Below are 25,547 nucleotides of genomic sequence, written 5' to 3' on the forward strand. Positions count from 1 at the left end.
GTGAAAGGATGGAGGTGCCGTGTCAGACCGTCTCCTGATTGCCCTGGGCACTTCCAGCCAGGTGCCCACCCGCGAGCGCAACCACAACGCCTATTTCGTCCGGTGGGACGACGCCGGGTTGCTGTTTGACCCCGGCGAGGGCACACAGCGCCAGATGACGCACTTTGGCGTGGCGGCCTCCGACATCACGGCCATCTTTCTGACGCACCTGCACGGCGATCACTGTCTGGGCCTGCCGGGCGTCATCCAACGCCTGTCGCTGGATGGTGTGGCGCATCCCGTGGATTTGTACTACCCGGCGTCAGGTGCGGAGTACGTTCAGCGTCTGCGCCGGGCCTCCATTTTCACGGAGACGGCCGTCATTCGGGAGCATCCGGTTGATGCCCCCGGCGTCATCTGTGAGACGGCGCGCTTCCGCATCGAGGCACAGCCGCTCGACCATACGGTTGAAAGCTGGGGCTATCGTCTGGTGGAGCCGGACACAGTGACGCTGCTGCCGGAAAAGCTGGAGGCGCTGGGGTTACGCGGCCCGGTGGTAGGGCAGCTCAAGCGGCAGGGCTTCCTTGACCTGCCGAACGGGCATCGCCTTCAGGTGGCTGAAGTGGGGCGTGCCAAACGTGGCGGCTCGTTTGCGTTCGTGATGGACAGCCGACCCTGTGCCGGTGCCCTTGCCCTGGCAGCGGGAGTGGACACCTTGTTGTGTGAGGCGACCTTTCTGGAAAGTGAAGCGGCCGAAGCCGAACGCTACGGCCACATGACGGCCCGCCAGGCAGCGACGGTGGCCCGCGAAGCCGGAGCAGGGTTGCTCGTTCTCACGCATTTTTCGCGGCGCTACCGGCAGACAGACGGCTTTGTACAGGAAGCCGCAGCCGTGCACCCCAACGTCATCGCCCTGTCAGATGGCATGACCGTTCCACTGCGCCACACCGCCCGTCTGGCACGCTCCGGCGTGGCAAACGTGGTTCGGCAGAGAAGTTGATGACCACAACAACAGCCTCACAGCTCTGACCTGTACCTGTTGTCACAGCCGGGTTTGTCTGCGTCCGGGCGGTTTCAACGAGGCGATGGTGCGGCTGTGAGTTGACCCGATTTCCGGTATCGTTTACAAAATCTCCGTTTTATTGACGGTCAGACACGCCAACCCGCAACCTGAACAGAGGTGATCAACCATGGAAACGGCCATTTCACTCCCGCGCATCAACGATCCCGCGCCCGACTTTGAAGCCAAGTCCACGCATGGGGTCATTCGACTTTCGGATTACAAGGGCAAGTGGGTCGTGCTGTTTTCACATCCGGCCGACTTCACCCCGGTCTGCACGACGGAGTTTGTCGCCTTTGCTGAGCGGGCCGCCGACTTCGAGCGGCGACAGGCGCAGCTCATCGGGCTGTCGGTGGATTCCGTCCCGGCGCACATTGCCTGGGTACGCGACATCGAGCGTCACTTTGGCGTCAGGATCACGTTTCCGGTCATTGCCGACCTGGATATGAAAGTCGCCCAGAAGTATGGGCTGATTCATCCCGGCGCATCGGAGACGGCGACGGTGCGGGCCGTCTTCATCATTGACGACAAAGGCATTGTCCGGGCCATTATTTACTATCCGATGAACCTGGGGCGGAACATAGATGAAATCCTCCGGGCGCTGGAGGCCCTGCAGACTGCTGACGCCAACGCCTGCTCGATGCCGGCCAACTGGCGGCCGGGCGATAAGGTCGTCGTCCCGCCACCCCAGACCGTGGCCGATGCCGCCGCGCGGGTGCAGTCCGGTGAATATGAGGTCATAGACTGGTATCTCTCGAAAAAAGCGGTCTGAGGGCAGGGAGCAGGCAACGTGGCTGAATCACCCGGAACCCTGGCGGCAGCGATCGGTAACACGCCGCTCATCCGGCTGCGGCGCGTCACCGCCGGCCTGCCGGAAGGGGTGGAAGTTTACGCCAAAGCGGAACATCTCAACCCTGGCGGTTCGGTCAAAGACCGGGCCGCGCTCAACATGATCCGGGACGGGGAACGGCGCGGGGCGCTTTATCCCGGCAAGACGATTCTGGATGCGACCAGCGGCAACACTGGCATTGCTTACGCCATGCTCGGCGCATCCCTGGGTTACGCCGTCACGTTGTGCCTGCCCAAAAATGCCAGCCTCGAACGCAAGAAAATGCTGCGCATCTACGGCGCGGAGATCATCGAAACCAATCCACTGGAGGCCACGGACGGTGCCCAGCGCCTGGCCAGGCAGCTCGCCGCCGAGTACCCGGACCGGTATTTCTACCCCGACCAGTACAACAACGATGCCAACTGGCAGGCGCACTACCAGACCACGGCCAACGAGATTTGGGCGCAGACCGGGGGCCGTATCACGCATTTCATTGCCGGGTTGGGCACGTCGGGGACATTCATCGGCACATCACGCCGACTCAAGGAACTCAATCCATCGGTTCAGTGCATCTCCATGCAGCCGGACTCGCCGCTGCATGGACTGGAAGGGATGAAGCACATGGCGACGGCGCTCGTACCGGGGATTTATGACCCCCACCTGGCGGATGCCAACGTCGAGGTCGGTACGGAAGCTGCCCAGGCCATGATGCGCCGGCTGGCGCGCGAAGAGGGTTTGTTCGTCGGCGTAAGCGCCGGAGCCAACGTCGTGGCCGCACTCAATCTGGCCCAGACGCTCCCGCCCGGCTCCGTGGTGGTGACGGTGTTGTGTGATTCGGGAACGCGCTACATGAGCGAGGACATCTGGCAGGAAAAACCCCCGGAAGGAAAACACCCCTAGACGATGCTGGTGCTGACGACCGAACAGGAAGCGGCCATCCGCGCCCATGGCGAAGCCGATTACCCTTACGAATGCTGTGGTCTGCTGCTCGGCACTTTTGCTGCCGATGGCCGCAAAACGACGGTGGAGGTGATGCCGATTTCCAATGCGCGGGAGGAGAGCGCCAAGCGCAACCGCTTTCTCATCACGCCACAGGAACTCATGCGTGGCGAACGCTATGCGCGCAGCCGACAGCTCGACATCATCGGCTTTTATCACTCGCATCCCGATCACCCGGCCGTCCCATCGGGTTATGACCTTGACCATGCCCTGCCGGTGTATTCCTATGTCATCGTGTCGGTGGCGCAGGGACGCGCCGGGGAGGTGCAGTCCTGGGAACTGGAAGCTGACCGCAGCCGCTTCAACCCTGAGTCCATCGTGAAAGGATGACATACCATGCCTGTCACTGTGTTGATACCAACGGCGTTACGTGGCTTTGCCGGTGGCAAAGCGGAGATTGAAGTGACGGCCGCAACGGCTGGCGAGGCCCTGCTGGCGCTGGGCAACGCGCATCCCGAACTCAAAAAGCACCTCTTTGACGAGCAGGGTGCCGTACGCAGCTTTGTCAACGTTTACGTGGGCGATGAGGACATCCGCGCGCTCCAGGGGGCGGACACGCCGGTGCAGGACGGCGACACGCTGATGATTGTGCCTTCGATTGCCGGGGGCGCACCGGATGGTGATACGGCCGGGCGTCCGCTGCCTGAACTGACCCCGGAGGAATACACCCGCTATGGGCGCCATCTCATCCTGCCCGAAGTCGGGTTGGAAGGCCAGCGCAAGCTCAAGCAGGCGCGCGTTCTGATGGTGGGGACGGGAGGGCTGGGCGCGCCGTTGGGGATGTATCTGGCGGCGGCCGGCGTCGGGACGCTGGGCATTGTGGATTTTGACGTGGTGGATGCCTCGAACCTGCAACGGCAGATCATTCACGGCACGAAGGACATCGGCCGTCCGAAGGTGGCTTCGGCGCGCGACCGGCTTCAGGACATCAATCCCAACGTCAAACTCGAAATCCACGAAACCCGCTTGACGAGCCGCAACGCACTGGACATCATCCGCGAGTACGACATCGTCGTGGACGGCACGGACAACTTTCCCACCCGCTACCTGGTCAATGACGCCTGCGTGCTGCTCGACAAACCCAACGTCTATGGTTCGATTTTCCGCTTCGAGGGGCAGGCAAGTGTCTTCTGGGGATCGCGTGGCCCGTGCTACCGCTGCCTGTATCCTGAACCGCCGCCGCCCGGACTCGTGCCGTCCTGCGCTGAAGGGGGGGTGTTGGGTGTGCTGCCGGGCATTGTCGGTGCCATTCAGGCCAATGAGACCATCAAGCTGATTCTCGGCGCTGAAGGCGTGCTGCTGGGGCGGCTGCTGCTCTTTGACGCCTGGCGGATGAAATTCCGTGAACTCAAACTGCGCAAACATCCGCAGTGCGCGCTGTGCAGCGACCACCCGACGATTCGGGAACTCATTGACTACGAGCAATTTTGCGGTCTCAAGCCGCCAGCTTCGACGGAGAAACCGGCCATGGAAGAAATCACTGCGGTGGAACTCAAACGCCGTCTCGATCTGGGTGAAGACTTGCAGATCATTGATGTCCGCGAGCCGCACGAGTACGAAATTGCCCGCCTGCCAAACAGCAAGCTCATTCCGTTGGGGGAAATCGTCGCCCGCCGGGATGAGATTGACCCAACACGCACGACGATTGTCCACTGCAAGATGGGTGGACGCAGCGCCCGCGCCATCCAGGCACTGAAAAATGCAGGTTTTCCGGGGGAACTCATCAACCTGGCCGGCGGTATCACGGCCTGGTCGAATGACGTTGACCCCAGCGTGCCAAAATACTGAACCACACCACAGTTGTCCCAGTGCGTATGGGATGCCCACTCAGGTGGCATCAGCACCGGTTTCCTGCCGAAAGTGCTGGTCAGCGCAGGCTGCTGGGAGGCAGGACGTTCCGGTGTGAGGGGCACAAGCCAGGCCGGTTGCCCTTCCGGTCATTCTGGTGCTGTGGGCTGTTGCCTGCTGTCCCGAAGTCTGGCAACCCGTAGGGGGGCAGGCGGGCACGCCAGCGACTTTGGAACGTCCGCTGTCGCCGGTGGTTTGGGCTGGCTGTGGATGAGGTTGCGGGTGACACGCTCATCGTTCACAACATTGGCACCAGCGCATGTCTGCGCAAGTCTGGAAGATGTGCTGTTTGCCTGGCGGGTGATGGGGCCACTACCAGTACTTTCCGTAATCCGGGCAAAACATGGCGTGCTACGTGCTGCCTTGAAATCCTGAAACAAAAGACAAACGCACCCGCCTTGGGAGGCCAACCTCCCAGGGCGGGTGCGAAAAGTATCCCCGGCAACGCGCTGCCTTCCGGCGGCGGGAACCGGGTTTTCCCGTGTCGTTATTGGCCGTTTATTTTCCGTTGGTTGGTCGCCTAGTTGGCAGCAATGTCCTTGGTGTTGGCAACGACAAACTTGATGATGCCCCACAACGCGGCATAACCACCCAGGACGAACAGGCAGGCAAGCAGAATAGCCGTCATGGTCGTGACCCTCCTCTGGATACGTTTCGAGCGGGGAACACGCTTATACGTTCCAGCTTACAAAACCAACATAGCGCATCAGCGTCGGTTTTTGTACGTTGGATAAGGATTTCACTCACCATCATCTCCGGGCTGGCAGGCTGTCGCCCGGCAAAGGAGTTCCCTATGTCAAGTCCGGTTCCAGCGGCCGCCGAACACTCGGCCGATGTGCGTGATGATGCGCTCTATGAGCAGTATTTGCGTGCGTGCGATATGACTTACCGTGGCACGGTGGATATGTTCGTCCTCAAGGCCGCCTATGAGCTTGGCCTGTTCAGTCATCTGGCCGGGGAACCCCAGTCGGTTGAGGCGCTGGCGACCGCTACCGGAAGCCGTCTCAACCGGTTGGTCAAGTTTACGGACATGCTTGTGGAAATGGAGCTGCTCACCAGGGATGCTGAAGGCCGGCTGGCGCTGACGCCCTTTGCCCGCCAGTTTTTCCTGCCGCCCAATCCGGCCAACGAAAACCTGACCATGGAGCCTTTTGTGCGCTACGCCGTCACGATTATGGAGCGGTATCACCTGCATCTGGCCAAGGTCATCCGGGGCGAGATGGACTTCACGGCGCTGACGCCCTGGCCGCCCAGAACCCGCGAAGACAGCGCGTTTTACGAGGAAATCCACCGCAGCAACAACCATTTCGTCCGCAACCTGCTCGTGGAGGAAGCCGATCTCGAAGGCGTCACGCATCTGCTCGATGTCGGCGGCGGCAATGGCGACATTGCGATTGCTCTGGCCAAGCGGTTTCCGTCTATCGAACGCATCACGCTGGTCAACCTGCCGTCGGCGCTGGAAATTGTGCGGGACAACGTGGCCGCGCACGGATTGTCTGACCGCATTGTGCCGGTGGCCCTGGATATGTACCGCGATCCGTACCCGGCCTGCGACGCCGTACTGTTTGCCCGCATTCTCTATCCCTTCAACGCCCAGGTGTGCGCCATGCTGCTGGGGAAAGCGCAGGCGGCGCTGCCGTCGGGTGGGCGCGTCATCGTGGCTGACATGCTGCTGCGCGACGAACGTGGCTTGGCCAACTACGACTATCTGGCGCACTTTCTGACCAGCGTGGGGGTTGATCCAGCGATGATGACCTTCAAGCGGCAGGATGAATACTTCGATGTGTTCGGGCAGCTTGGCTTTGTGGACGCCCGGAAGGTCGCGCGCCACGGTCATGTGCTCTATCAGGCGCGCAAGGGGTGATGTGCGCCGATACACAAACCGCCTCAACCCATGGCCCTAACCCGTGTAGGGACAGGTTCAAAACCTGCCCCTACACGACTGCTCCCACATAACCTGCCTCTATGCATCCACATACATAAGTCGCCCTTATGATGGAGCACCACGGTGGGGCAGGTTCAGGAACAGGGCCGGTTTGCCGCAGGTTTAGCGCAGGGGCAGGTTTGGGAACCTGCCCCCACGTCAATTGTGTTCGGTGGATTCAGGCCGTGGTTGGGGTTTCCTGGGTCAGGGTGCGCTCCTGACTCATCCGCTGCCAGCGTTTGTAGGTCTCCATCACGATGAACACGATGGTTGCCAGTGCCGCCAGTCCAAACCACTTGTCCAGAGACAAGGGTTCAAGGCGCAGGACCGACTGCATCACCGACCAGTTCATTGAAAGGATGTGAACGCTGAGCGCCGTGAGCGCCCCGCCAATGAGTACCGGGTTACGTCGCCAGGAAATGCTGAAGGCTGAAGCCGTTTCTGACCGGCAGGTAAGCACGTAGAAAAACTGAATCAGCACAAAGAATGCCAGCAGAATGTTGCGCGCCGAGTTGACTTCCACACCGCTGTTCATCAGGTACACCCACAGCCCAAAGCACAGCACGGCCATGGTTATGCCGCCGAGCAGCACGTGGGTGATCATGCGCCGGTCGAAGATGCCCTCTTTCGGGTCGCGTGGCGGCTGCCGCATCGCACCCTCCTCGCCGGCCTCGAATGCCAGCGCCACATCCTGAATGCCGTTCGTCACCAGGTTGAGCCACAACCACTGCACGGCCGACAGCGGCATAGGCAGTGCCAGGGCGACCGTGCCGCCGATGAGAATGAGCGAAGCCGCGCCGGTCGAAATGAGAAACCAGGTGACTTTGCGGATGTTGGCGTAGGCGTAACGCCCTTCCTCGATGCCGGCCACAATCGAGGCAAAGTTGTCGTCGGTGATGATGATCTGCGCTGCTTCCTTGGCCACGTCCGTGCCGGAACCCATCGCCACGCCAATGTTGGCCCGGTTGAGCGCCGGAGCGTCGTTGACGCCATCGCCGGTCACGGCCACGATTTCACCGCGTGCCACGAGCGCATCCACGATGGCCAGCTTCTGGTCTGGCGTAACCCGGGCAAACACCCGCACCTGCGGATGGGCATCGAGCCATCGCCGGAGTTGTTCGCCGGTCATTCCGGCCAGTTCCTTTCCGGCAACGGTCTCCTCCTTGCTTTGCGCCAGTCCCAGGTCACGGGCAATGGCCAGCGCGGTCAGTGGATGATCGCCAGTAATCATCAGCACCTTGACGCCAGCACGCCGCGCCTGGGCAACGGCGGCTTTGACCTCCAGGCGCAGCGGGTCAATGAAGCCCACGAGTCCAACGAGGGTGAGTCCTTTGACCTGCGTCAGGTCGGGCAGTGCATCGCCTGCCGCGGCTACCGTGCCGTGGGCGATAGCCAGCACGCGGTAGCCTTCGGCCGCCAGTGCGTCGGACTGCTGCACCACATGGTTGAGGTCCAGCGGGCGTTCGCCGTCGGCGGCCAGCATGGTCTGGCAGAAACCGGCCACGACCTCGACCGCCCCCTTGACGGCCACCTGGATGTGGTCGCCGCTGCGGTAGGCAACAGCCGCATAGCGCCGTTCGGATTCAAACGGGATTTCTTCCAGAAGCGGATGGTTTTTCCGTTCCGTTTCGGGTGTCAGATCGAGTTTGTGGCCCAGGGCCAGCAGGGCCACGTCCATGGCGTCGCCACTGTGCCGCCAGCCCTCGGCAGTGCGTGTCAGCGCCCCTTCATTGCACAGAATGGCCGCCCGTCCCAGGCGGCGCAATACCTCGCGTTGGGCGTCGGTCAGCGGACGACCATCAGCCAGCGTGACTTCACCTTCCCCGCAGTAGCCCTGACCGGTGGCTTCAAAGCGTTGCCCGTCCGGCAGGATGATCACCTGCGCCGTCTGCTCGTTGAGGGTCAGCGTTCCGGTCTTGTCGCTGGCAATGACCGTGCAGCTCCCAAGACTTTCCACGGCCACCAGGCGCCGCGCGATGACCTTGCGGTTGGCCATCCGCGCTGTCGCAATGGAGAGTGCCACGGTGAGCGCCACGGGCAGCCCTTCTGGAATGGCCGCCACGGCCAGCCCAACCATGACGAGAAACACCTCCCGGGCGGGCAAGCCCTGCAACACCGACACCACGCCGAGCAGACAGGAGCAGGCCAGAATGATGATGCCGACCTGATGGGAAAACTGCTCCATGCGCACGAGCAGCGGCGGTTTGGCGCTGGAGACCTCGATGAGTGACTGGGCAATGCGGCCGACTTCCGTGCGGGTGCCGGTTTCGACCACGACCCCCATACCGCGCCCCGTCACGACCAGTGAGCCGGCAAAGACCATGTTCGTCCGGTCGCTGACCGGTGTGGTTTCAGCCAGCGGTGCGACGGACTTGGTGATCGGCATGGATTCGCCTGTCAGCAGTGCCTCATCCACGCCCAGGTTTGACACCTGAACCAGACGCACGTCAGCGGCCACCTTGTCGCCGGATTCAAACAGCACGATGTCGCCCGGCACGAGGTCTTCGGCCGAAACGGTGAGCACTTCGCCTCGCCGCCGGACTCGCGAGCGGATTTCGAGCAGGCTCTGCAAGGCGTAGGCGTTTTGTTCGGCCCGCCATTCCTGATAGGTTCCAATGATGGCATTGAGGATGACGACGCCAAAAATGAAAGCGGCATCCTTGAAGTCGCCGATGGCGAGGGCGACCAGGCCGGCAATGAGCAGAATGTAAATGAGCGAATTCGTGAATTGGTGCAGAATGACGAGCCAGAGCTTGGGCGGCGGCTTGGTGGGGAGCAGGTTCCGTCCATACTGGCGCTGGCGGGCCGCCACGTCGTCGGGAGTGAGACCGTCGGGAGTCGTTTGCAGGCGGGCGTAGATGTCTTGTGCCGAAAGGGCATGCCACGGAGTGGGCGGCAGGGCATTGGTGGCGGCCGAGTCGTCTCGCTGCATGAGGCATTCTCCTTGGTTGGAACATCAGAACATCGCGCCAGGAGCAACCGGATGAACGCGGGCAGGACTTCTGACCCGGCGCGGTCCGCCACGGGAAAGGGCGGAAGTTGGTCGGCGCCAGCGCAACGCGGTGTGGGGCGCCGAGCTTGGGCGTCTATCGTAAGCATTTTGCCAGCGGATGACTACCCGGCGGGGCGTTGCTCCGGGCTGGCGGCCGGTTGGTGTATCGTCCCGCGTCATCCGGGCCGCGCAATGGCAGAGAGACCCTGCCGACGGCTGCGGCCGACTGTCACCTGTGGAGTCTGGTGCTGATGAGTCATCCCGGAAGCCGTGAGACCGTGGCCTACTGGGCCGTGTGCCTGCTGATGCTCGCGGCGCTCGTGGATTCGCAGCTCATCGGGGCCATTGCCCCAAGCATTGCATCTGGAATTGGCGCTTCCAAAACAGCCGTAGCCCAGAGTGCGGCCGTATATTCGCTGGCCAATGCGGCAACGGCCTTCTGGCTTGTCGGGCCCGGCCGCACGTTGCATCCTATCCGCGGCCTGCCGCTGGCGGCGCTGTTGTCCATCGTGGCATCCGTCGTGGCTGCCCTGTCTCCCAACCTGTGGGTGTTTTATCTGGCGCGGATGATGGCTGGCTTTTCGGGCGGTCTTGTCTCCGCTCTGGCCATTGCTGCCTTGGCCAACACTTCGAGCTATGCGGCCCGTGGGGTGCAGATGAGCGGCGTGGCGGTGAGTTACTTTCTGGCGCCGGTCATTGGCGTGCCGCTGGGCGCTTTTCTCGTCGGACGCTTCGGCTGGGCGGCCGCCTTCTGGTTTGCGGCGCTGGCCACGGCTTTTTCCGGGGCGCTGGTGCTCCGGTTTCCGCTTTCGGAACCATTGCCGGTTGCGCCCAACCCGACGCCAAAAGCCGGAGGCATGCGAAGCCTGTGGCAGATGGCCAACCGCTCCCGTTCGACCCGGCTGGCGCTCGTCAGCGCGGCTTTCGTTTCCGGTGGTCTCGTCGCCTTTTCTGCCCTGCTGGGCACGTGGCTGTCCGATGCCTTTCGCGCCGATGAGTTTCGCATCGGGCTGATGTTTGGCCTCACCGGGATTGGGGCGGTCATCGGAGGGGCCGTGGGCGGCAAACTGGCCGACCGCTACGGCAAGCGGCGGGTGGCTGTTCTCGCCAGTGGCTGGATGGCGTTGGGGCTGCTGCTGGTGCCTACCTTTGCCTGGACGTGGGGCCTCTACGTCTCTGTGGCGTTTGCAGCACTGTGCGCGGCGGTGCGCGTAGCGCCCCTTCAGGCGCTCACCAGCGAGTTGGTCGCCCCGCACGAACGCCCGGCTTTCATTGCCCTGCGCAATGGCTGCTCGCAACTGGGCATCGTGGCCACGGTGGCGCTGGCCGGTGTTGCCTACCGTGCCGGTGGCTTTCTGGCCGTGGCGGCCGTCTGCGCTGGCGTCACGGTGGTTGCCTGGGCCTGCCTGCGCGCCCTCGACGATCCACAGGTGGAACGGGTCTCCAGGGACGTGCCCCGGCCGCGGCTCTGGCCGCTTGTCCTGCGGCGCGTCATGGTGTGGGCGCTCATCCTGGGACTGGGACTGCCCTACCTGGTGAGTGTCGCCGTAACCAAGGCGCGGACGCGCCCGGATGAGCGCCGGCGCACGGATACACCAGCGGCGCTCGGTGCACAGTATGAGAATGTGGCTTTCGAGTCGGCCGGGATTCCACTCACGGGATGGTACCTGCCGGCCCGAACCCATCCGGTCACGATTGTCATCACCCACGGGCTTTTCCGCTCCCGGTATGAAACGCTGGAGCGCGGCGTGGCCCTGTGGAAGTTGGGCTATGGGGTGTTGCTCTATGACGTACGCCGCCACGGGCGGAGTCGTGGCGAGTTTTCGACCGTCGGCTACACCGAGCGGCGGGATGTACGGGCGGCTGTGGAGTTTGTCCGCCAGCGTGCGCCCTACGACCGCATTGTGTTGTTGGGCGTTTCAATGGGAGCTGCCGCGAGTCTGCTGGCGGCGGCCGAAACCCCGGAAGTCGCGGCGGTCATCAGTGACAGCAGCTTTCGGTCATTTCAGGATGCAGTGGCCAATGACGTACGCTACCTGGGGCTGCCCCGGTGGCCGCTGGCGCCGGTTTTGACCTACACGACCGCCTGGCGGATGGGATTTGCGCCTGGTGACTTTGACGTTGAACGCGCTGTGCGCCGGCTCACCGTGCCGGTACTGTTCATTGGTGGCCGCCAGGACCGGCGCATGCCGGTGGAAACGACGCTCGAACCGCTGTACCAAGCGGCCCGGCATCCGGCAAAACGCCGGCTCGTCATCGAAGAGGCCGCCCACGGGGAAGCCTACCCGGTCGCTCCGCAGCGTTATATTGAGGCAATTGATGGCTTCATTCAGGAAGCACTCATGCTACCGTAGGGAAGCGTGTGAGGTGTTTGATGAAACGCCTCGAAAAAACTTCAATCCATTCCGAGAGGAAGCAATCCAATGACCGTTGTTCGTACCGGAGCGTTGACCCTGGTGGCCCTGCTGGGCTTGAGTTCTGCCGGAACCTTCCCGCCTGCGGCCCTGGCGCAGCCGGCGGCCCCGGCGCAGATGGGGCAAGGGCAGATGGGGATGGGTGAAAACGATCCCCGCAAGGCGACGACCATTCAGACGACCTCAGCCAGGCTCGGCAACGTGGCCGATGCGGTGATGGTTCGCTATCTGAATCTGCCTTGGGGGCCGCAGACCTTTGGCTACATTGAAAATGGTGGCAACCAGTTCTACAGCACCCGGACCTGGCCCGTGGCCCATCTGACCCTCAAGACCCGCGTCAAGTTTTTCGGTCGGGAATTTGAGCCGGGCGACTATGTTCTGACCATCGTGCCCAAGGGGCTTGCTCCCAAAATGGGGATGCAGGTGCGCAGCTTCCAGCCCAGCGGCGAGGGCGGAACGTTTCTCGTGCCGGGCAACGTCTTTACCGAGACGCCCGATGGTCCCATCGTGGCTTCGCGCCCCATTGAATTCACACCCGGCGCACCCCAGAGCGACGCCATGCGGATTTCGCTTGTGCCCAGGAAGAACATGGTCGAGTTGACCATCAACTACGGCGACCGCTCCTTTACCGAAAAACTGGAACTGGTGAAGACGAAGTAAGGTTCACGGCGGTGAGCCGGCGGGCTTGCCGCCGTTCGCGTCCCGCCGAACCGCCTGCCGGCAGTCGTTTTGTGCGCTGGCGTCACCACGACTGGCTCGCCCGGAGCCAGGCCTACAGGGGAAAGTAACGTTCATGTCTGACACGCAGGAGCCTTTGATTCCGACCGCCGGAAATGCCCCGACCAAGTCCTACTCCATGCTCGAACCGCGCATGAAGAAAGTCTATGGGGCTTACTACAAGGAGTTGTACTACACCCCGGAGCGGCGGGTGCTCGATCCGAAAATCCAGGAACTCATCTCGATTGCGGCTTCGCTGGTGGCCAAGTGCGAAGGCTGTCTGGACGGTCACATGAAGAAAGCCCTCGAACTGGGGGCGACCAAGGAAGAAATCAGCGAAACCATCTGCATTGCGGCCGCCATCAATGCTGCTGCCATGATTGACCTGTCGGATCGCTGCGCCGAGCGCCTCAACCTCAACCACTTTCCCACGACACCGCCTGCCGCTGGCGCGTCCTCGTCAGGCTCCGGTGCGTCATGAAGCCCATCCGAAGCCTGAACCGGCTGTGGTTTCTGGGTTGGCTGTGGCTTCTGGGGTGGGTTGGCCTGTCTGGCACGGCGGCGGTGGGGCAGGCGGTTCAGAGGCCGCCAGAGCCGCTTCCGGGAAAGACGGACGCGATGGACTACGGGGTGTTTCACTCGGCCAGCCTGGGGCGGGAGGTGCCTTATGCGGTGTCGCTGCCACCGTCATACCGCACGTCGCCGGAGCGGCGTTACCCGCTCGTCATTTTTCTGCACGGCCTGTTCAATGACGAGCGTGACTGGGAGCGCCGGGGGGTCCAGGCGGCGCTGGATGCCCTGCGCGCCAAGGGGCAGGTGGGCGAATTCATCGTGGCCATCCCACGCGGTGAAAACAGCTTTTACATCAATGCCAGGCAGGGCGAACGCTACGAGGATGCCATCGTGCAGGACTTCCTGCCGTTCATCGAGCGGCGCTACCGCACGCTCGGCACACGCGCCGGACGCCTGATGGCCGGCATTTCCATGGGTGGCTATGGCGCTTTGCTGATTGCATTCAAGCATCCGCAGCTTTTTGCCGGTGTTGCCGCGCACTGCGCCGCCATCTTTACCGAGGTGCCGCGGCCGCCCCAGGGAGCCGATGACCGCATCGGAACGTGGCGCTACGGACTCGCCACCAAACTGTATGGCGATCCGCCGGACCCGGAGTTTTTTGACCAGCACAGTCCTCTGACGCTGGCGCGCCGGCAGGCTGCGGCCCTGCGCCAGCTCAAAATCTACTTCGACGTTGGCTCGGAAGACCGCTACCGCTTCGATGTGGGCAATCAGCGGCTGCATGAAACCCTGGAGTCCCTTGGCATACCCCACGAGTTTACGCTGGCTTCCGGCGGTCACGGCTGGGCTTTTCTCCTTGCGCGCAGCGAGGCGGCCTTTGGCTTTTGCTGGCGTACGCTGTCACCGTCTGTCCTGCCCCGTCCGGTAAAGGCTCTGAAATGAGGTATTCCGCCATGCGCAAAGGCAGACCTGGTTGGGTGGTGTATGCCCTCATCGGATGGTTCGTGTTGGGAGGCGCGATGTCACAACAAATCCAAGGTCAGGCAACCTCGCCGCCATACCGCATTTACAAGCCGGACGGCCAGCCGGCCACGCTCGATGACATTGTGGCCGCCCTGGCGCGGGTCGAGGTGGTGTTCATTGGTGAGTCCCACGATGACCCCGGCGCGCATGCCCTCCAGCGCGACCTGCTTCAGGCTGCTTACGCGCACTACGGTACGGATGCCGCCGCCGAAAAACGGCAGGTGGTGCTCTCGCTGGAGATGTTCGAGCGGGACGTGCAGCTTGTTCTCGATGAGTATCTGGCCGGTCTCATTCCCGAAACCCAGTTTCTGGCGTGCAGTCGTCCGTGGAACAACTACCAGAGCGACTATCGTCCGTTGGTGGAGTTTGCCAGAGCACAGCACCTGCCGGTCGTGGCGGCCAATCCGCCCCGCCGCTACGTGAACCTCGTCGGACGTGAAGGGCGCGACGCCCTGACCAGGCTTTCCCAGCCGGCCCGGGCGCTGCTGCCGCCGTTGCCCTACGGGGCTGCTTCGGCCGATTACGAAGCCAAATTCCGCAGCCTGATGGCCGGGATGCACGGCGCGGCAGGCGGCGACGGGGAACGCCAGATGCCGAACCTTTCGCGCATGCTCGATGCCCAGTCGCTGTGGGATGCCGGGATGGCCCATGCCATTGCGGAAACCCTCGCCCAGGTGCCACGCGCCCTTGTCATTCACCTCAACGGACGCTTCCACAGTGAAGAAGGTCTGGGGATTCCAGAGCACCTGGCGACCTACCGCAAAGGTACCCGCATGCTCATGGTGACGGTCGTCGCCGATGCCGATGACCCGGAAACGTTTGACGTGGCGCGCTTTGGCAAACTCGGCGACTTCGTGGTGCTCAGTGTCAAACCCAAGCCCTGAAAGGGCTGTAACCAACCGTGGCCCATTCCTGATGAAACCCTGTTCGATACCGCTGTTTTGGAAGCTGGCCGGACGCAGCTTCCTGATCCTGGTCTGCATCGCCGCCCTGTTGCCGCCGCAGACAAAAGGGCAGGTGGCGCGGCAGCCGGTGCGTGCCAGGCGTGCCATGGTGGCCTCGGCCAGCTCGTTTGCCTCGCAGGTCGGGGTGAAAATCTTGCAGGAAGGCGGCAATGCCGTGGATGCCGCCGTAGCCGTCGGGCTGGCGCTGGCCGTGACCTTCCCGGTTGCCGGCAACATCGGCGGCGGCGGCTTCATGCTCATCCGCATGGCAGACGGCCGGACAACGGCCATTGACTACCGGGAAACCGCGCCGGCCCGGGCAAGCCGCGACATGTACCTTGACGCCAACGGCAATCCCATCCCGGAGAAATCAACCCTGGGCTATGCTGCCGTGGGGGTTCCCGGTACGGTGGCCGGTTTCGATCTGGCACTGCGCAAGTACGGGCGGCTGAAATGGGCGCAGGTTGTGGCCCCGGCCCGGCGGCTGGCACAGGAGGGGTTTCCGGTCAGTTACGCTTTCTCCCGCGGCCTGCGTATTGCCGAGCGGTTGGAGAAGTTTCCCGACAGCCGCCGGATTTTCCATCGGGACGGTAACTACTATGAGGAAGGCGAAGTGTTCCGCCAGCCGGAACTGGCGGCCACGCTGGCACGTCTGGAAAAGCGCGGACCACGCGAGTTCTACGAGGGCGAAACCGCCCGGCGGATTGCTGCCGCCATGGCCGCCAATGGTGGTTACATCACCCTCGATGATCTGAAGAACTACCGTCCGGTGGAACGCGAGCCACTCCGGGGGACGTACCGGGGGTACGAGATCATCACCTTCCCGCCACCCAGCTCCGGCGGCATTGTACTGCTCAACGTGCTCAACCAGCTCGAAGGCGACAACCTGGCCGCCCTTGGGGCCGGCTCGTCGGAAGCCAGCCATCTGCTTATCGAGGCGATGCGACGCGCCTTCGCCGACCGCGCCACCCTGATGGGCGATCCCGATTTCGTCACCGTTCCGGTTGCGGAACTCATCTCAAAAGACTACGCCCGGGCGCGCCGCGCGACGATTGATCCGCAGCGCGCCACACCCAGCGCCGACATCCGTCCAGGACTGGACGCGCCAGTTTCGGAAGCCGCCGAGACGACGCACTTCACCGTCGTGGATGCCGAAGGCAACATTGTGACAAATACCTACACGCTCAATGGCCCCTATGGGTCGGGTGTGACCGTCCCGGGGACAGGCATTCTGCTCAACAACGAAATGGATGATTTTGCGGCCAAGCCGGGGGCACCGAACTACTACCAGTTGGTGCAGGGAGAAGCCAACTGCATTGCGCCTGGCAAGCGGCCGCTGTCGTCCATGACGCCGACGATTGTTCTGAAAGAGGGCCGGCCCTGGTTTGCGATTGGCAGTCCCGGCGGGCCGACCATCATTTCCACGGTGTTACAGGTGGTCATCAACATCATTGACCACCGGATGAACCTCCAGCAGGCCATTGATGCGCCGCGTCTGCATCACCAGTGGCTGCCGGATGTGGTGATGTGGGAGCCTTATGGGATGACCGCCGACACCAGACGCGCGCTGGAAGCCAAAGGGCACCGGCTGGACATCGTGCCGCGCTACAACGGTGATGCGGAAGGCGTCATGATTGATGAAACCGGCATCCGGTTGGGCGCCAGTGACCCCCGCAACCCTGACGCCCTCGCGGTTGGCTACTAGCGGCTGGAGCACATCATACGTTTGCCTGGCTTCGTAGGACTGGGTCTGAAACATGTTTGCGCACCGGTACGGTGGTACGCAGCATGTTACTCGTGGCATGGGCAAGCGGCACGCCTGCCGCATCGTGCAACCAGCACTCAACATTGATGATGGTTTTGCCTTGGCGTACGACCTGAGTGGTTGCTGTGATGGTCGCCCCAGCCGGTGCGCTGGCGAGAAAGTCAACGGTCAGGTTGACTGAGGTGTAGAAAAACTCTGTCTCAAGTGTGCCGTGAACCGTTGCTCCAATGACTTCATCTATGATGGCTGCGGCCGCACCCCCGTGCAGGATGCCGGCCGGGTTGGTCATTTCTTCGCGGACGGTAAAGACGAACGTGGCCTTGCCCGGTTCAGCGTGTCTGAGTGTTCCCCCCAGCCAGCGTGCCAGTGGCGAGGGGCTATGTTCAGCCATGGTGGTGTTGATGAGGCGTTGGAAGCGTTCCAGGTTGGTGGGTGGCATACGGTTCCCTGTGGTTGAAAGCATCTGACTTGGGGGGAAGGGAAAGCGTTGGCATGGCATTCCCAAGTTGTGAAGGTCATCAAGTCTTGGCATTCATTTTGAAGTGCCTGGGCTGTGCCCGCAAATGTGGAAATGGAGTGTGACCATGAACCGGAAAGCCGGTTTGGCTCGTATCCTCGTTGTCATTCTGGGGGCGGTGTGCCTCAGTCATTCACTAGCTGGAACGCCCGGTGGGGTGCCGGGGCGTCCGGTGCCGGGAGACCGCATTACGGGGCGCGCCTTTGCGACGCGCTCGGAAGTCATCGCGCGCCACGGCATGGCCTGCACCAGTCAGCCGCTGGCGACGCAGGTGGCCGTCGAAATCCTCAAGCGGGGCGGCACGGCTGTGGATGCCGCCATTGCCGCCAATGCCGTGCTCGGCGTGGTTGAACCGACCGGCTGTGGCATCGGCGGCGACCTGTTTGCGCTGGTCTGGGACCCCAAAACAAAGCGCCTGCACGGACTCAACGCCAGCGGGCGGTCGCCCAAACGCCTGACCCTCGATGAGTTCCGGCGGCGGAACCTGACGCGCATCCCGTCCTACGGACCACTGCCCGTCACCGTGCCGGGCTGTGTGGACGGCTGGTTTGAACTGCACGGGCGTTTTGGCCGGCTGCCGATGAAAGACCTGCTGGCGCCGGCCATCGGTTATGCGCGTGACGGGTTTCCGGTCTCCGAACTCATTGCCTACTACTGGGAGCGCAATGTCGCAGCGCTGGCGCCGTTTCCCAACGTCCGTGACGTGTATGCCCCGAACGGTCGCACCCCACGCAAGGGCGATGTGTTTCGCAATCCCCAACTCGCCGCCACGCTCGAAAAGATTGCCGCCGGGGGGCGGGAAGTCTTCTACCGGGGAGAGATCGCGCGGGTCATCGCCGACTTCATGGCCCGGCAGGGGGGCTTTCTGGATGCCGAAGATTTGGCCGCCCATCGCTCCGACTGGGTGGAACCAATCTCGACCAACTATCGCGGCTACGATGTCTGGGAGTTGCCGCCGAACGGGCAGGGGCTGGCGGCCCTGCAGATGCTGAACCTGCTCGAAGGCTATGACCTGGCGAAGTTCGGCTTCGGCAGCCGCGAGCACATCCACTACTTCGTCGAGGCCAAAAAGCTGGCTTATGAAGACCGCGCCAGGTTTTATGCAGACCCGGACTTTGCCCAGGTTCCGGTTGCAGAACTGCTGTCGAAGTCGTACGCCGCAGAGCGCCGCAAGCTGATTCATCCCGTCCGGGCCGGCGCGCGGTATGAAGCTGGCGAGCCGGCGCTCAAAGCTGGCGACACCATTTACCTCACCACGGCCGACCGGGACGGCATGATGGTTTCACTCATTCAGAGCAACTACCGGGGCATGGGGTCAGGGATGGTGCCCGACGGCCTGGGATTTATGCTGCACGACCGGGGGGAGATGTTTTCGCTCGAAGCCGGTCACGCCAACGTCTATGCCCCCGGCAAGCGTCCGTTTCACACCATCATTCCAGCTTTCGTCACCAAAGACGGGCGTCCGTGGATGAGTTTTGGGGTGATGGGCGGCGGCTTCCAGCCGCTGGGGCACGTTCAGATACTCATCAACATCATTGACTTTGGGATGAATCTTCAGGAAGCGGGCGACGCACCGCGCATAGACCACCAGGGTTCTTCGGAGCCGACCGGCGAGCGCGCCACCGGGGTCGGCATGGTGACGTTGGAAACGGGGTTTTCGTATGAAGTCGTACGGGAACTTGTCCGGTCAGGCCACCGCGTTGGTTTTGCCGTTGGGGACTATGGCGGCTATCAGGCCATCCGGTGGGATGCCGAACAGGGCGTCTATTATGGAGCTTCCGAATCCCGCAAGGACGGACAGGCTGCCGGGTATTAGAGCCGGGTATTAGATCGGTTCCAGCCGGATGGGGTGGGGGCAGCGTTGCGTAACCCTTCCAATCGCCATACAATCGGCTGCACAGCGGCTGTAGCCAGCCGGTACAGTTGAAGGCACAGGTCTGATTGGTTGTGTGCAGCGCCTATTTCCCCGGGGCGCGGTCAAAGACGCCATGCCGTCCACCGAACTGCACGAATTGCTTCGGCAAGCCATTGAGTCGGCCAAGTCTGGCGACAAGGCGCGCGCGCGTGGACTCCTCATCGAAGTGACCGAAGCTGACCCAAACAACGAAGTCGCCTGGATGTGGCGGGCTTCGGTATCGCTGACGCCAAAGGACGCTGCGTGGTGCCTGACCAAGGTGCTGAACATCAACCCGGCCAATCGCCAGGCTCAGGAATGGCTGGATAAAATCCGGCAGTTACAGGACCAGCCGCCAGCCGTGACCAGACCACTCGTGACAGGTTCCCCAGAGCCACCTGGGCGTTCGGGTTCGACCGGTGCGCACCAAGTTACACCCTCCCCGGATTCGCCGACGGTCAGTGAGCTGTCCTCATTTTCGGCACCGCCTTCGGTTTCGCCGGACCGCCCCCCATCGCCCATCCCACCACGGGCGGCAACCACGGTGCAGACGATGCCGGCGGTCACATCTCCGCGTCCGGCACCTCCGCCAGTGCGTTCGGTCTCCGGGAAAACCGGTGAGATGGAAAAAGTCGAGCGCAGCCTCCGGCCCGAACCGCCTCCCGGAGCCAAAGTCATCCTGGCCGTGGATGACAGCCTGACGGTGCGGCGGGTCATCACCCAGGCTTTGGAAAGCCATGGCTATCGGGTCATCACGGCAGTGGATGGCTACGAGGCACTGGCCAAGCTCAAGGACATCACCCCCGATCTCGTGATTCTTGATGCGGCCTTGCCGGGAGGGATGGATGGCTACCAGCTCTGCAAACAGATTCATGCGGAGAAATCACGGCGCGGGATTCCGGTGATCATGCTCTCCAGCCGGGAGAGCCTTCTGGACAAGGTGCAGAGCCGGCTGGCCGGAGCAGCACAGTACCTGCCCAAACCTTTCAAGACGGAAGACCTGCTGCTGGGTGTCCGTCGCCACCTCAAGCAGTGATGCGCCCCAAGCCACTGGCTCTATTGACGTTTGGAGACCCCAAGGAAACACGTGGCTACTTCTGGAAACCTTGCTGACCTGGACCTTCTGACGCTCACCCAGATTCTCTGCCGCGCCGGTCGCCTGGCGGCGCTTGAACTCGTACAGGATGAACAACGCGGCTGGATATACTTTGAAAACGGCCGGGTGGTGCACGCCACACTGAATACGCTGGCCGGCGAGCCAGCGCTCCTTGCCCTGCTCCGCTGGAAGACCGGGCACTTCCGTGTCAGGCCCGGCTTTTATGCTCCTGACCAGACATTGGAGCTGTCCTGGCCCGAACTGACGGCACTCGTCCTGAACCTGCCGTCGGGGAAGTGGAATGTACCGTAAGTAGCGAGTAGCGAGTGGCGAGTGGTGAGTAGCGAGTGGCGAGTAGCGAGTGGTGAGTGGCGAAGCGAGATTACTCCACGCGGGCGTAGCTGCGCGCCTTGAGCAATTCATCCAGGACCAGATTGGTCGTGTTTTCATCCTCTGCCAGAAGGGTGAATTTCTGTTGCAGCACGGCCTCAAAGTGCTGGTCAGTCTGGCGTCCGGCAGTCTGTTTGGATGGGAAGGCGTCAGAGTAAAGAATCGTCTGCCGTACGACCTCGGTGACACGTCCGTCGGCTTCAACGGCTCGTTCCCGAAGACCTGTCAGCACGTAGTACGCAGTGTCCCTGATGGTGATGAGATACACTTCGACCGAGTCGAATTTGCCGATGTAGCGTATGTCGTCAGCTTCGAGGAACGCCCGCCCGATGCTTTGTTCAGGCTTGACCGGGGCTGGCTCCGGGACCGTCTGCGCAAGGTGCTTGGCCAGCCGTCCGTCCGTGACCCGGACTTCTGCAATCTGGAGGGTCTCCGGGCGCGGGCTGCTGGAGAAGTTTGAAGCCAGGGTGTCAAAGTCCTGCTTGGCATCGGCGTAGGCCTGCCGGGCGGCAAGATAGAGCGAAGAGGTGGGCATGGTGCGGTAGAGCCGCGACACCTGCTCGTGAAAATACTGCAACCGCTCACGACAGCTCGAAATCTTGCCACCGAGCGTCTCGAATTGCTTGCGGTAAGCCTCAAAACCCTTGCCGCGACGCGCCTTTTCACCCCCCTGCAACCCGGCGACATAGCTCGCAAGCTCGCCCTGCAGAGCCGCGATTTCACCCCGCAGCGCCTTGATGGCGGCTGGCAGTTCACTGTCGGACGCGCCCTCGGCCTGCGCCCAAGCCGGCTCGACCGTGACCAGATTGACAGTAAAGAAAAGAAACAGGAATGGCACAGCCGTGAGCCATTTCATCCACGACATTGCAGCTTCCTCGTCAGTTTGGGAAGTTGGTCGCACGCTGAAGACCGGTGCCAAGCCGGATGCAGCGGAAACGCCAGAATTTACTGCCGTGACATTTATGTTACGCCGCGCTTTACGACAGTGTAAAGGCTTATTTATCTGGTCGGGTGAACCGTCCATGGCGGCTGATGCGGCACGGGTGCCCACAGGGGCGCTTCACCCTGCCCCCGGGAACTGACCGTGCTGCATGCCGCCAGAGGTGGCGCTAGAGGATGAGATTGCCGGTGACGCTGAAGGCCCCGGAGGGCAGTTGCAGGGCTGCGGCCGACATAATCGGCAACCGCACACCAAAGATGGTCATATCATCGCGCTGTGGCTCGTTCTGCTGGAACTGGCTCATCTCCTTTTCGAGTACAAAGCGCTGACCAGGGCAGGTCATCGAGGCGACTTCGCGCAACTTGTCGCGCAGGCGCCGCGCCCCATAGCGTTCGGACTGCAAGTTGGACTGGTCAGCATAGCCGTCCGTCGTCAGGTAGAGCATAGCCCCACGTGGCAGTTCGAGTTCGTGGTTGGTGTACCGCCAGCCTTCCCGTCTGCGACCGCCGCCAATCGTACGCCGGTCGCCTTTGATTTCCCTGAAGTCCCACCGCCGCTCGTCCTGTTGGGAGACGACGTACAGTGGGCGGCGCGCCCCGGCAAACGTGACTTTGGAGCCATCCAGCCGGCAGAGGCAGATTTCCATTCCGTCGTCAATGTCGAGCTGCTGGCTGGTCTGGCGCAGTGAGTGCAGTAGCCCATCGTGCAACTGTTCGAGAATCGTGCCGGGTGGGTGATGCGGGTTCTGGGCGACGATCTGGTTGAGCAGCGTCGTGCCCACCATCGAGAGAAACGCCCCCGGCACGCCGTGCCCGGTGCAGTCGGCCACCGCCAGGTAGAACACGGTGTGTTCTTCGTCCTTGACGATATGTGTCCAGTAGAAATCACCCGATACAATATCCCGTGGTTTGTAGATGAGAAAATACTGGGTGATAAGCGCGTCCAGTTTGGCCTCGGAAGGCAAAATGGCGCGCTGGATTCGCTCGGCATTGCGGATGCTGTCCAGCATGCGCATGTTCTGCCGACGGTATTCATCCCGTTCCTGTGCGACCTGTTTGACCCGCTCTTCCGAGGCTCCGCGCAGCGTCGCCAGATACCGCTCCAGATCGTGGATGAGCGTCTGGTTTTCCTGCCGCAGCGCGGCGACTTCGGCCGCAGCTTCCAGCGTCTGACGCGCGGCGAACACATCCAGCGGCAGACCGATGTAGCGGAAATCGCGCAGGGCATCCGGCGTTCCGAGCGCGCTGACGATACGGTTGGCTTCAATGAGCAGGATGCCTTGGGCGGTTTTGTGCCACTTGGCAAGGCCCCCCCACGATGGCTTCGCCGGAGACCACGCCGGGGCAGTCGCCACACAGGATGATGGGGGCTGTGGCCCGGCCGGCCTGCTCCCGCAGGTCGGCTTCATTGGCCACCGACACGAACCTGAAGCGCGAGCCGAACGCCTGGCTCAGCTCGCGCCGGACACCTTCCGAGACACTAATGGTAAAAACAGTGACAGGTTGCGGTTGTTGGGATGGATGGTTCATCAAGCGCTCTGGCTGCCAGGGGTCACTGCATGGGGAACGACTCGCCCGCTTCCGCCATGGCGAGCAGGCGCGCCGGCGGGGTGAACCGTTCTCCGTACCTGGCGGCCAGGGCCTGGGCGCGTTCGACAAAAGCCCGAACACCGTAGCCGTTGATGAACTGCAACGTCCCGCCGGTGTAGGCCGGGAAACCCCAGCCAAACAGGCTGCCGATGTTGGCATCCGCCACCGAACGCACCACGTTTTCTTCGAGGCAGCGAACGGTTTCAAGCGCCTGAATGAACAGCAACCGGTCACGAATATCCGCGAAGGGCAGAGGTGCCTGGGGCGGAAACAGTTCCCGCAGACCCGGCCAGAGGAACTTTTTGCCTTCGGGCGGATATTCGTAGAAACCGGCTCCGGCCGCCTTGCCAGCGCGCCCTTGGGACAGCATGGCGTCGAGGACGCGATTCGACGGCTGCTCCGGGATGGGTTTGCCTTCCGCTGCCAGATCGCGTTCCGTCTGCTGGCGCACGTAGTGCATCAGCTTCAGGCTCACTTCGTCCGAAACGGCCAGCGGGCCAACCGGCATCCCGGCCTGCATCCCGGCGGCCTCGATGACGCTGGCCGGCTGGCCTTCAAGCAACAGCGTCATTCCTTCCGAGGTGTAGGTGGCAAACACCCGCGAGGTGTAAAACCCACGCCGGTCGTTGACCACGATGGGCGTCTTTTTGATCTGCCGGACGAAATCAAAGCTGCGCGCCAGGGTTTCCGGCGAAGTCTTTTCGCCGACGATGATTTCAACCAGCGGCATTTTGTCCACGGGCGAAAAGAAGTGCAGCCCGATGAAGTTTTCCGGCCGCTCGGACACCTGAGCCAGACTGGTAATCGGCAGGGTGGACGTGTTTGAGGCAAAAATGGCCGTTGGCGCCAGTTGCGCTTCGGCTTCCTGGGTGGCTTCCTTCTTGACGGCCCGGTCTTCAAAGACGGCCTCGATGATGAGTTCACAGCCGCGCAGGTCTTCGGCCCTGGTCGTCGGGTGGATGCGCGCCAGTGTCGCCGCCAGGTCGGCTTCCTTCATCCGCCCTTTCTCAACCCGTGGGCGGAGGACCTTTTCCGTGTAGGATTTGCCCCTTTCGGCCTGCTCCAGCGTGACATCCTTGAGAACGACCTCCAGCCCGGCCGTCGCGCAGGCGTAGGCAATGCCGCTGCCCATCATCCCGGCACCCAGGATGCCGACTTTGGAAAAGGTTGCCGGTGGAATGTCAGCCGGACGACTGCCGCCGCCATTGATCTTGTTGAGCTGAAACCAGAAGGCCGCGATCATGTTTTTGGCGACCTGCCCTGTAGCCACGTTCGCCAGGTAGCGCGATTCAATGCGGTCGGCCGTGTCGAAATCCACCAGCGTCCCTTCCACGGCGGCGCTCAGAATGGCCAGCGGAGCCGGGAAGTTCCCACGGGTTTTCTTGAGCAGCACGGCCGGAGCGGCCGTGATCATCTGCGCTACTTTGGGCGTCCGCACATCGCCGCCGGGCAGCCGGTAGCCCTTCGTATCCCACGGTTGGCGTGGTTCTGGATTGGCCTGAATCCAGGCTTTGGCCTTGGCAATGAGTTCTTCAGGTGTTGCCGCCAGTTCGTTGACGATGCCCAGCGCCCTGGCTTCCGCCGGAGAGAGCCGTTTGCCTTCGGTCAACAGCGGGAGCGCCGTTTCAAGCCCCAGCAGGCGCGTCAGGCGCGTGATGCCGCCGCCGCCGGGGATGAGTCCCAGGGTCACTTCCGGCAAACCCACCTGCGCGTCCGGGCGGTCAATGAGAATGCGGTAGTGGCACGCCAGCGCCAGCTCCAGACCGCCGCCCATCGCCGCACCATTGATAGCCGCGACAAAGGGTTTTCCAAACGTTTCCATGCCGCGAAAAATGCGCTTGACCTGCTGAATTTCCTGAAACAATGCCGCCGGATCACGCACTTCCAGCATCGGCTCCAGGTCGGCACCGGCCAGGAACGTCTTTTTGGCCGAGGTGATGATGACACCCGTCAGCTCGGTTTCGGCCTTGAGCCGGGCGAAGGTTTCCGCCAGCGCTGCGTTGAACTCGGCGTTGATGACGTTGGCCGACCGCTGCGGCATGTCCATTGTGATGGTAACAATGTTATCCGTGTCCTTTTCGTACCGAAACACCATAGGCTCCCTTTCTGGTCAG

20 protein-coding genes are annotated in these 25,547 nt (G+C 62.5%); 15 read left to right on the top strand and 5 right to left on the bottom strand.

The features are described from left to right. The first annotated feature begins 19 nt into the window (after nucleotides 1-19). The 6 genes from J8C01_RS12020 (at nucleotide 20) to bchU (ending at nucleotide 6,579) form a co-directional block, all read left to right on the top strand. Nucleotides 20-979, top strand: coding sequence for a ribonuclease Z (locus tag J8C01_RS12020; RefSeq protein ID WP_211433105.1), 960 nt, complete (start codon nucleotides 20-22; stop codon nucleotides 977-979). A gap of 190 nt (nucleotides 980-1,169) precedes the next feature. Continuing rightward, a complete protein-coding gene (locus tag J8C01_RS12025) occupies nucleotides 1,170-1,811 on the top strand; it encodes a peroxiredoxin (RefSeq protein ID WP_211424516.1) in 642 nt (213 codons plus the stop codon). Nucleotides 1,812-1,829: 18 nt separating this feature from the next. Continuing rightward, entirely contained in the window at nucleotides 1,830-2,768 is a 939-nt protein-coding gene (locus J8C01_RS12030; RefSeq protein WP_014101326.1) for a PLP-dependent cysteine synthase family protein, read from the top strand. A gap of 3 nt (nucleotides 2,769-2,771) precedes the next feature. Then, nucleotides 2,772-3,197, top strand: a complete 426-nt coding sequence (locus J8C01_RS12035) for a M67 family metallopeptidase (protein ID WP_211433106.1) — start codon at nucleotides 2,772-2,774, stop codon at nucleotides 3,195-3,197. A gap of 6 nt (nucleotides 3,198-3,203) precedes the next feature. Then, complete coding sequence (gene moeB / locus J8C01_RS12040; RefSeq protein ID WP_014101324.1) at nucleotides 3,204-4,655, top strand: molybdopterin-synthase adenylyltransferase MoeB; 1,452 nt, start codon at nucleotides 3,204-3,206, stop codon at nucleotides 4,653-4,655. 853 nt (nucleotides 4,656-5,508) lie between these two features. After that, entirely contained in the window at nucleotides 5,509-6,579 is a 1,071-nt protein-coding gene (bchU, locus tag J8C01_RS12045) for a bacteriochlorophyllide d C-20 methyltransferase BchU (protein WP_211433107.1), read from the top strand. Nucleotides 6,580-6,817: 238 nt separating this feature from the next. Here bchU and J8C01_RS12050 read toward each other — a convergent pair whose 3' ends face one another. Beyond that, nucleotides 6,818-9,571, bottom strand: a complete 2,754-nt coding sequence (locus J8C01_RS12050) for a cation-translocating P-type ATPase (protein ID WP_211433108.1) — start codon at nucleotides 9,569-9,571, stop codon at nucleotides 6,818-6,820. Nucleotides 9,572-9,882: 311 nt separating this feature from the next. On the opposite strand from J8C01_RS12050, the gene J8C01_RS12055 reads away from it, so the two are divergent. The 6 genes from J8C01_RS12055 to ggt (J8C01_RS12080) all read left to right on the top strand — a co-directional run bounded on the left by J8C01_RS12055 (nucleotide 9,883) and on the right by ggt (J8C01_RS12080) (nucleotide 16,947). Then, entirely contained in the window at nucleotides 9,883-11,985 is a 2,103-nt protein-coding gene (locus tag J8C01_RS12055; RefSeq protein WP_211433109.1) for an MFS transporter, read from the top strand. 69 nt (nucleotides 11,986-12,054) lie between these two features. Next, nucleotides 12,055-12,705, top strand: a complete 651-nt coding sequence (locus J8C01_RS12060) for a hypothetical protein (RefSeq protein ID WP_211433110.1) — start codon at nucleotides 12,055-12,057, stop codon at nucleotides 12,703-12,705. 133 nt (nucleotides 12,706-12,838) lie between these two features. Continuing rightward, entirely contained in the window at nucleotides 12,839-13,243 is a 405-nt protein-coding gene (locus tag J8C01_RS12065; protein WP_014101318.1) for a carboxymuconolactone decarboxylase family protein, read from the top strand. Next, on the top strand, nucleotides 13,240-14,217 hold the full coding sequence (locus J8C01_RS12070; RefSeq protein ID WP_211433111.1) for an alpha/beta hydrolase: 978 nt from the start codon (nucleotides 13,240-13,242) through the stop codon (nucleotides 14,215-14,217). Before J8C01_RS12065 ends, J8C01_RS12070 begins: the two co-directional genes overlap by 4 nt. Before the next feature lie 11 nt (nucleotides 14,218-14,228). Next, nucleotides 14,229-15,182 carry a ChaN family lipoprotein gene (locus tag J8C01_RS12075; RefSeq protein ID WP_211433112.1) on the top strand — a complete coding sequence of 318 codons (954 nt, stop codon included), beginning with the start codon at nucleotides 14,229-14,231 and terminating at the stop codon, nucleotides 15,180-15,182. A 31-nt stretch (nucleotides 15,183-15,213) separates the two neighbouring features. Continuing rightward, nucleotides 15,214-16,947 carry a gamma-glutamyltransferase gene (ggt, locus tag J8C01_RS12080; protein ID WP_211433113.1) on the top strand — a complete coding sequence of 578 codons (1,734 nt, stop codon included), beginning with the start codon at nucleotides 15,214-15,216 and terminating at the stop codon, nucleotides 16,945-16,947. Between the two features lie 13 nt (nucleotides 16,948-16,960). On the opposite strand, the gene J8C01_RS12085 is transcribed toward ggt (J8C01_RS12080), so the two are convergent. Beyond that, the gene (locus J8C01_RS12085) at nucleotides 16,961-17,446 is read right to left on the bottom strand and encodes a PaaI family thioesterase (protein ID WP_014101312.1); all 486 of its coding nucleotides are present in this window, start codon (nucleotides 17,444-17,446) and stop codon (nucleotides 16,961-16,963) included. Nucleotides 17,447-17,591: 145 nt separating this feature from the next. Between J8C01_RS12085 and ggt (J8C01_RS12090) the strand changes: the two genes are divergently transcribed. From ggt (J8C01_RS12090) to J8C01_RS12100, 3 genes are all read left to right on the top strand, one after another. Continuing rightward, the gene (ggt, locus tag J8C01_RS12090; RefSeq protein WP_211433114.1) at nucleotides 17,592-19,340 is read left to right on the top strand and encodes a gamma-glutamyltransferase; all 1,749 of its coding nucleotides are present in this window, start codon (nucleotides 17,592-17,594) and stop codon (nucleotides 19,338-19,340) included. Between the two features lie 172 nt (nucleotides 19,341-19,512). Continuing rightward, the gene (locus J8C01_RS12095; RefSeq protein WP_211433115.1) at nucleotides 19,513-20,454 is read left to right on the top strand and encodes a response regulator; all 942 of its coding nucleotides are present in this window, start codon (nucleotides 19,513-19,515) and stop codon (nucleotides 20,452-20,454) included. A 51-nt stretch (nucleotides 20,455-20,505) separates the two neighbouring features. Then, nucleotides 20,506-20,826 (top strand): DUF4388 domain-containing protein, encoded by a 321-nt coding sequence (locus J8C01_RS12100; protein WP_211433116.1) that lies wholly within the window; start codon nucleotides 20,506-20,508, stop codon nucleotides 20,824-20,826. 70 nt (nucleotides 20,827-20,896) lie between these two features. Here the strand turns inward: J8C01_RS12100 and J8C01_RS12105 are convergent, their stop codons facing one another. From J8C01_RS12105 to J8C01_RS12115, 3 genes are all read right to left on the bottom strand, one after another. Beyond that, nucleotides 20,897-21,769 carry a hypothetical protein gene (locus J8C01_RS12105; protein WP_211433117.1) on the bottom strand — a complete coding sequence of 291 codons (873 nt, stop codon included), beginning with the start codon at nucleotides 21,767-21,769 and terminating at the stop codon, nucleotides 20,897-20,899. Nucleotides 21,770-22,013: 244 nt separating this feature from the next. Then, nucleotides 22,014-23,198 carry a PP2C family protein-serine/threonine phosphatase gene (locus J8C01_RS12110; protein WP_211433118.1) on the bottom strand — a complete coding sequence of 395 codons (1,185 nt, stop codon included), beginning with the start codon at nucleotides 23,196-23,198 and terminating at the stop codon, nucleotides 22,014-22,016. Between the two features lie 197 nt (nucleotides 23,199-23,395). Continuing rightward, complete coding sequence (locus J8C01_RS12115; protein WP_211433119.1) at nucleotides 23,396-25,528, bottom strand: 3-hydroxyacyl-CoA dehydrogenase NAD-binding domain-containing protein; 2,133 nt, start codon at nucleotides 25,526-25,528, stop codon at nucleotides 23,396-23,398. Nucleotides 25,529-25,547: the final 19 nt, after the last annotated feature.

This window comes from Chloracidobacterium sp. D (assembly GCF_018304685.1).
GTDB classification, from domain to species: domain Bacteria; phylum Acidobacteriota; class Blastocatellia; order Chloracidobacteriales; family Chloracidobacteriaceae; genus Chloracidobacterium; species Chloracidobacterium thermophilum.

Bases quoted from the DNA above. Each gene is read 5' to 3' on its own strand.
- J8C01_RS12025 (WP_211424516.1), top strand. From the start codon at position 1,170: ATGGAAACGGCCATTTCACTCCCGCGCATCAACGATCCCGCGCCCGAC.
- J8C01_RS12035 (WP_211433106.1), top strand. From the start codon at position 2,772: ATGCTGGTGCTGACGACCGAACAGGAAGCGGCCATCCGCGCCCATGGC.
- moeB (WP_014101324.1), top strand. From the start codon at position 3,204: ATGCCTGTCACTGTGTTGATACCAACGGCGTTACGTGGCTTTGCCGGT.
- bchU (WP_211433107.1), top strand. From the start codon at position 5,509: ATGTCAAGTCCGGTTCCAGCGGCCGCCGAACACTCGGCCGATGTGCGT.
- J8C01_RS12050 (WP_211433108.1), bottom strand. From the start codon at position 9,571: ATGCAGCGAGACGACTCGGCCGCCACCAATGCCCTGCCGCCCACTCCG.
- J8C01_RS12055 (WP_211433109.1), top strand. From the start codon at position 9,883: ATGAGTCATCCCGGAAGCCGTGAGACCGTGGCCTACTGGGCCGTGTGC.
- J8C01_RS12060 (WP_211433110.1), top strand. From the start codon at position 12,055: ATGACCGTTGTTCGTACCGGAGCGTTGACCCTGGTGGCCCTGCTGGGC.
- J8C01_RS12065 (WP_014101318.1), top strand. From the start codon at position 12,839: ATGTCTGACACGCAGGAGCCTTTGATTCCGACCGCCGGAAATGCCCCG.
- J8C01_RS12070 (WP_211433111.1), top strand. From the start codon at position 13,240: ATGAAGCCCATCCGAAGCCTGAACCGGCTGTGGTTTCTGGGTTGGCTG.
- J8C01_RS12075 (WP_211433112.1), top strand. From the start codon at position 14,229: ATGCGCAAAGGCAGACCTGGTTGGGTGGTGTATGCCCTCATCGGATGG.
- ggt (WP_211433113.1), top strand. From the start codon at position 15,214: ATGAAACCCTGTTCGATACCGCTGTTTTGGAAGCTGGCCGGACGCAGC.
- J8C01_RS12085 (WP_014101312.1), bottom strand. From the start codon at position 17,446: ATGCCACCCACCAACCTGGAACGCTTCCAACGCCTCATCAACACCACC.
- ggt (WP_211433114.1), top strand. From the start codon at position 17,592: ATGAACCGGAAAGCCGGTTTGGCTCGTATCCTCGTTGTCATTCTGGGG.
- J8C01_RS12095 (WP_211433115.1), top strand. From the start codon at position 19,513: ATGCCGTCCACCGAACTGCACGAATTGCTTCGGCAAGCCATTGAGTCG.
- J8C01_RS12105 (WP_211433117.1), bottom strand. From the start codon at position 21,769: ATGTCGTGGATGAAATGGCTCACGGCTGTGCCATTCCTGTTTCTTTTC.
- J8C01_RS12115 (WP_211433119.1), bottom strand. From the start codon at position 25,528: ATGGTGTTTCGGTACGAAAAGGACACGGATAACATTGTTACCATCACA.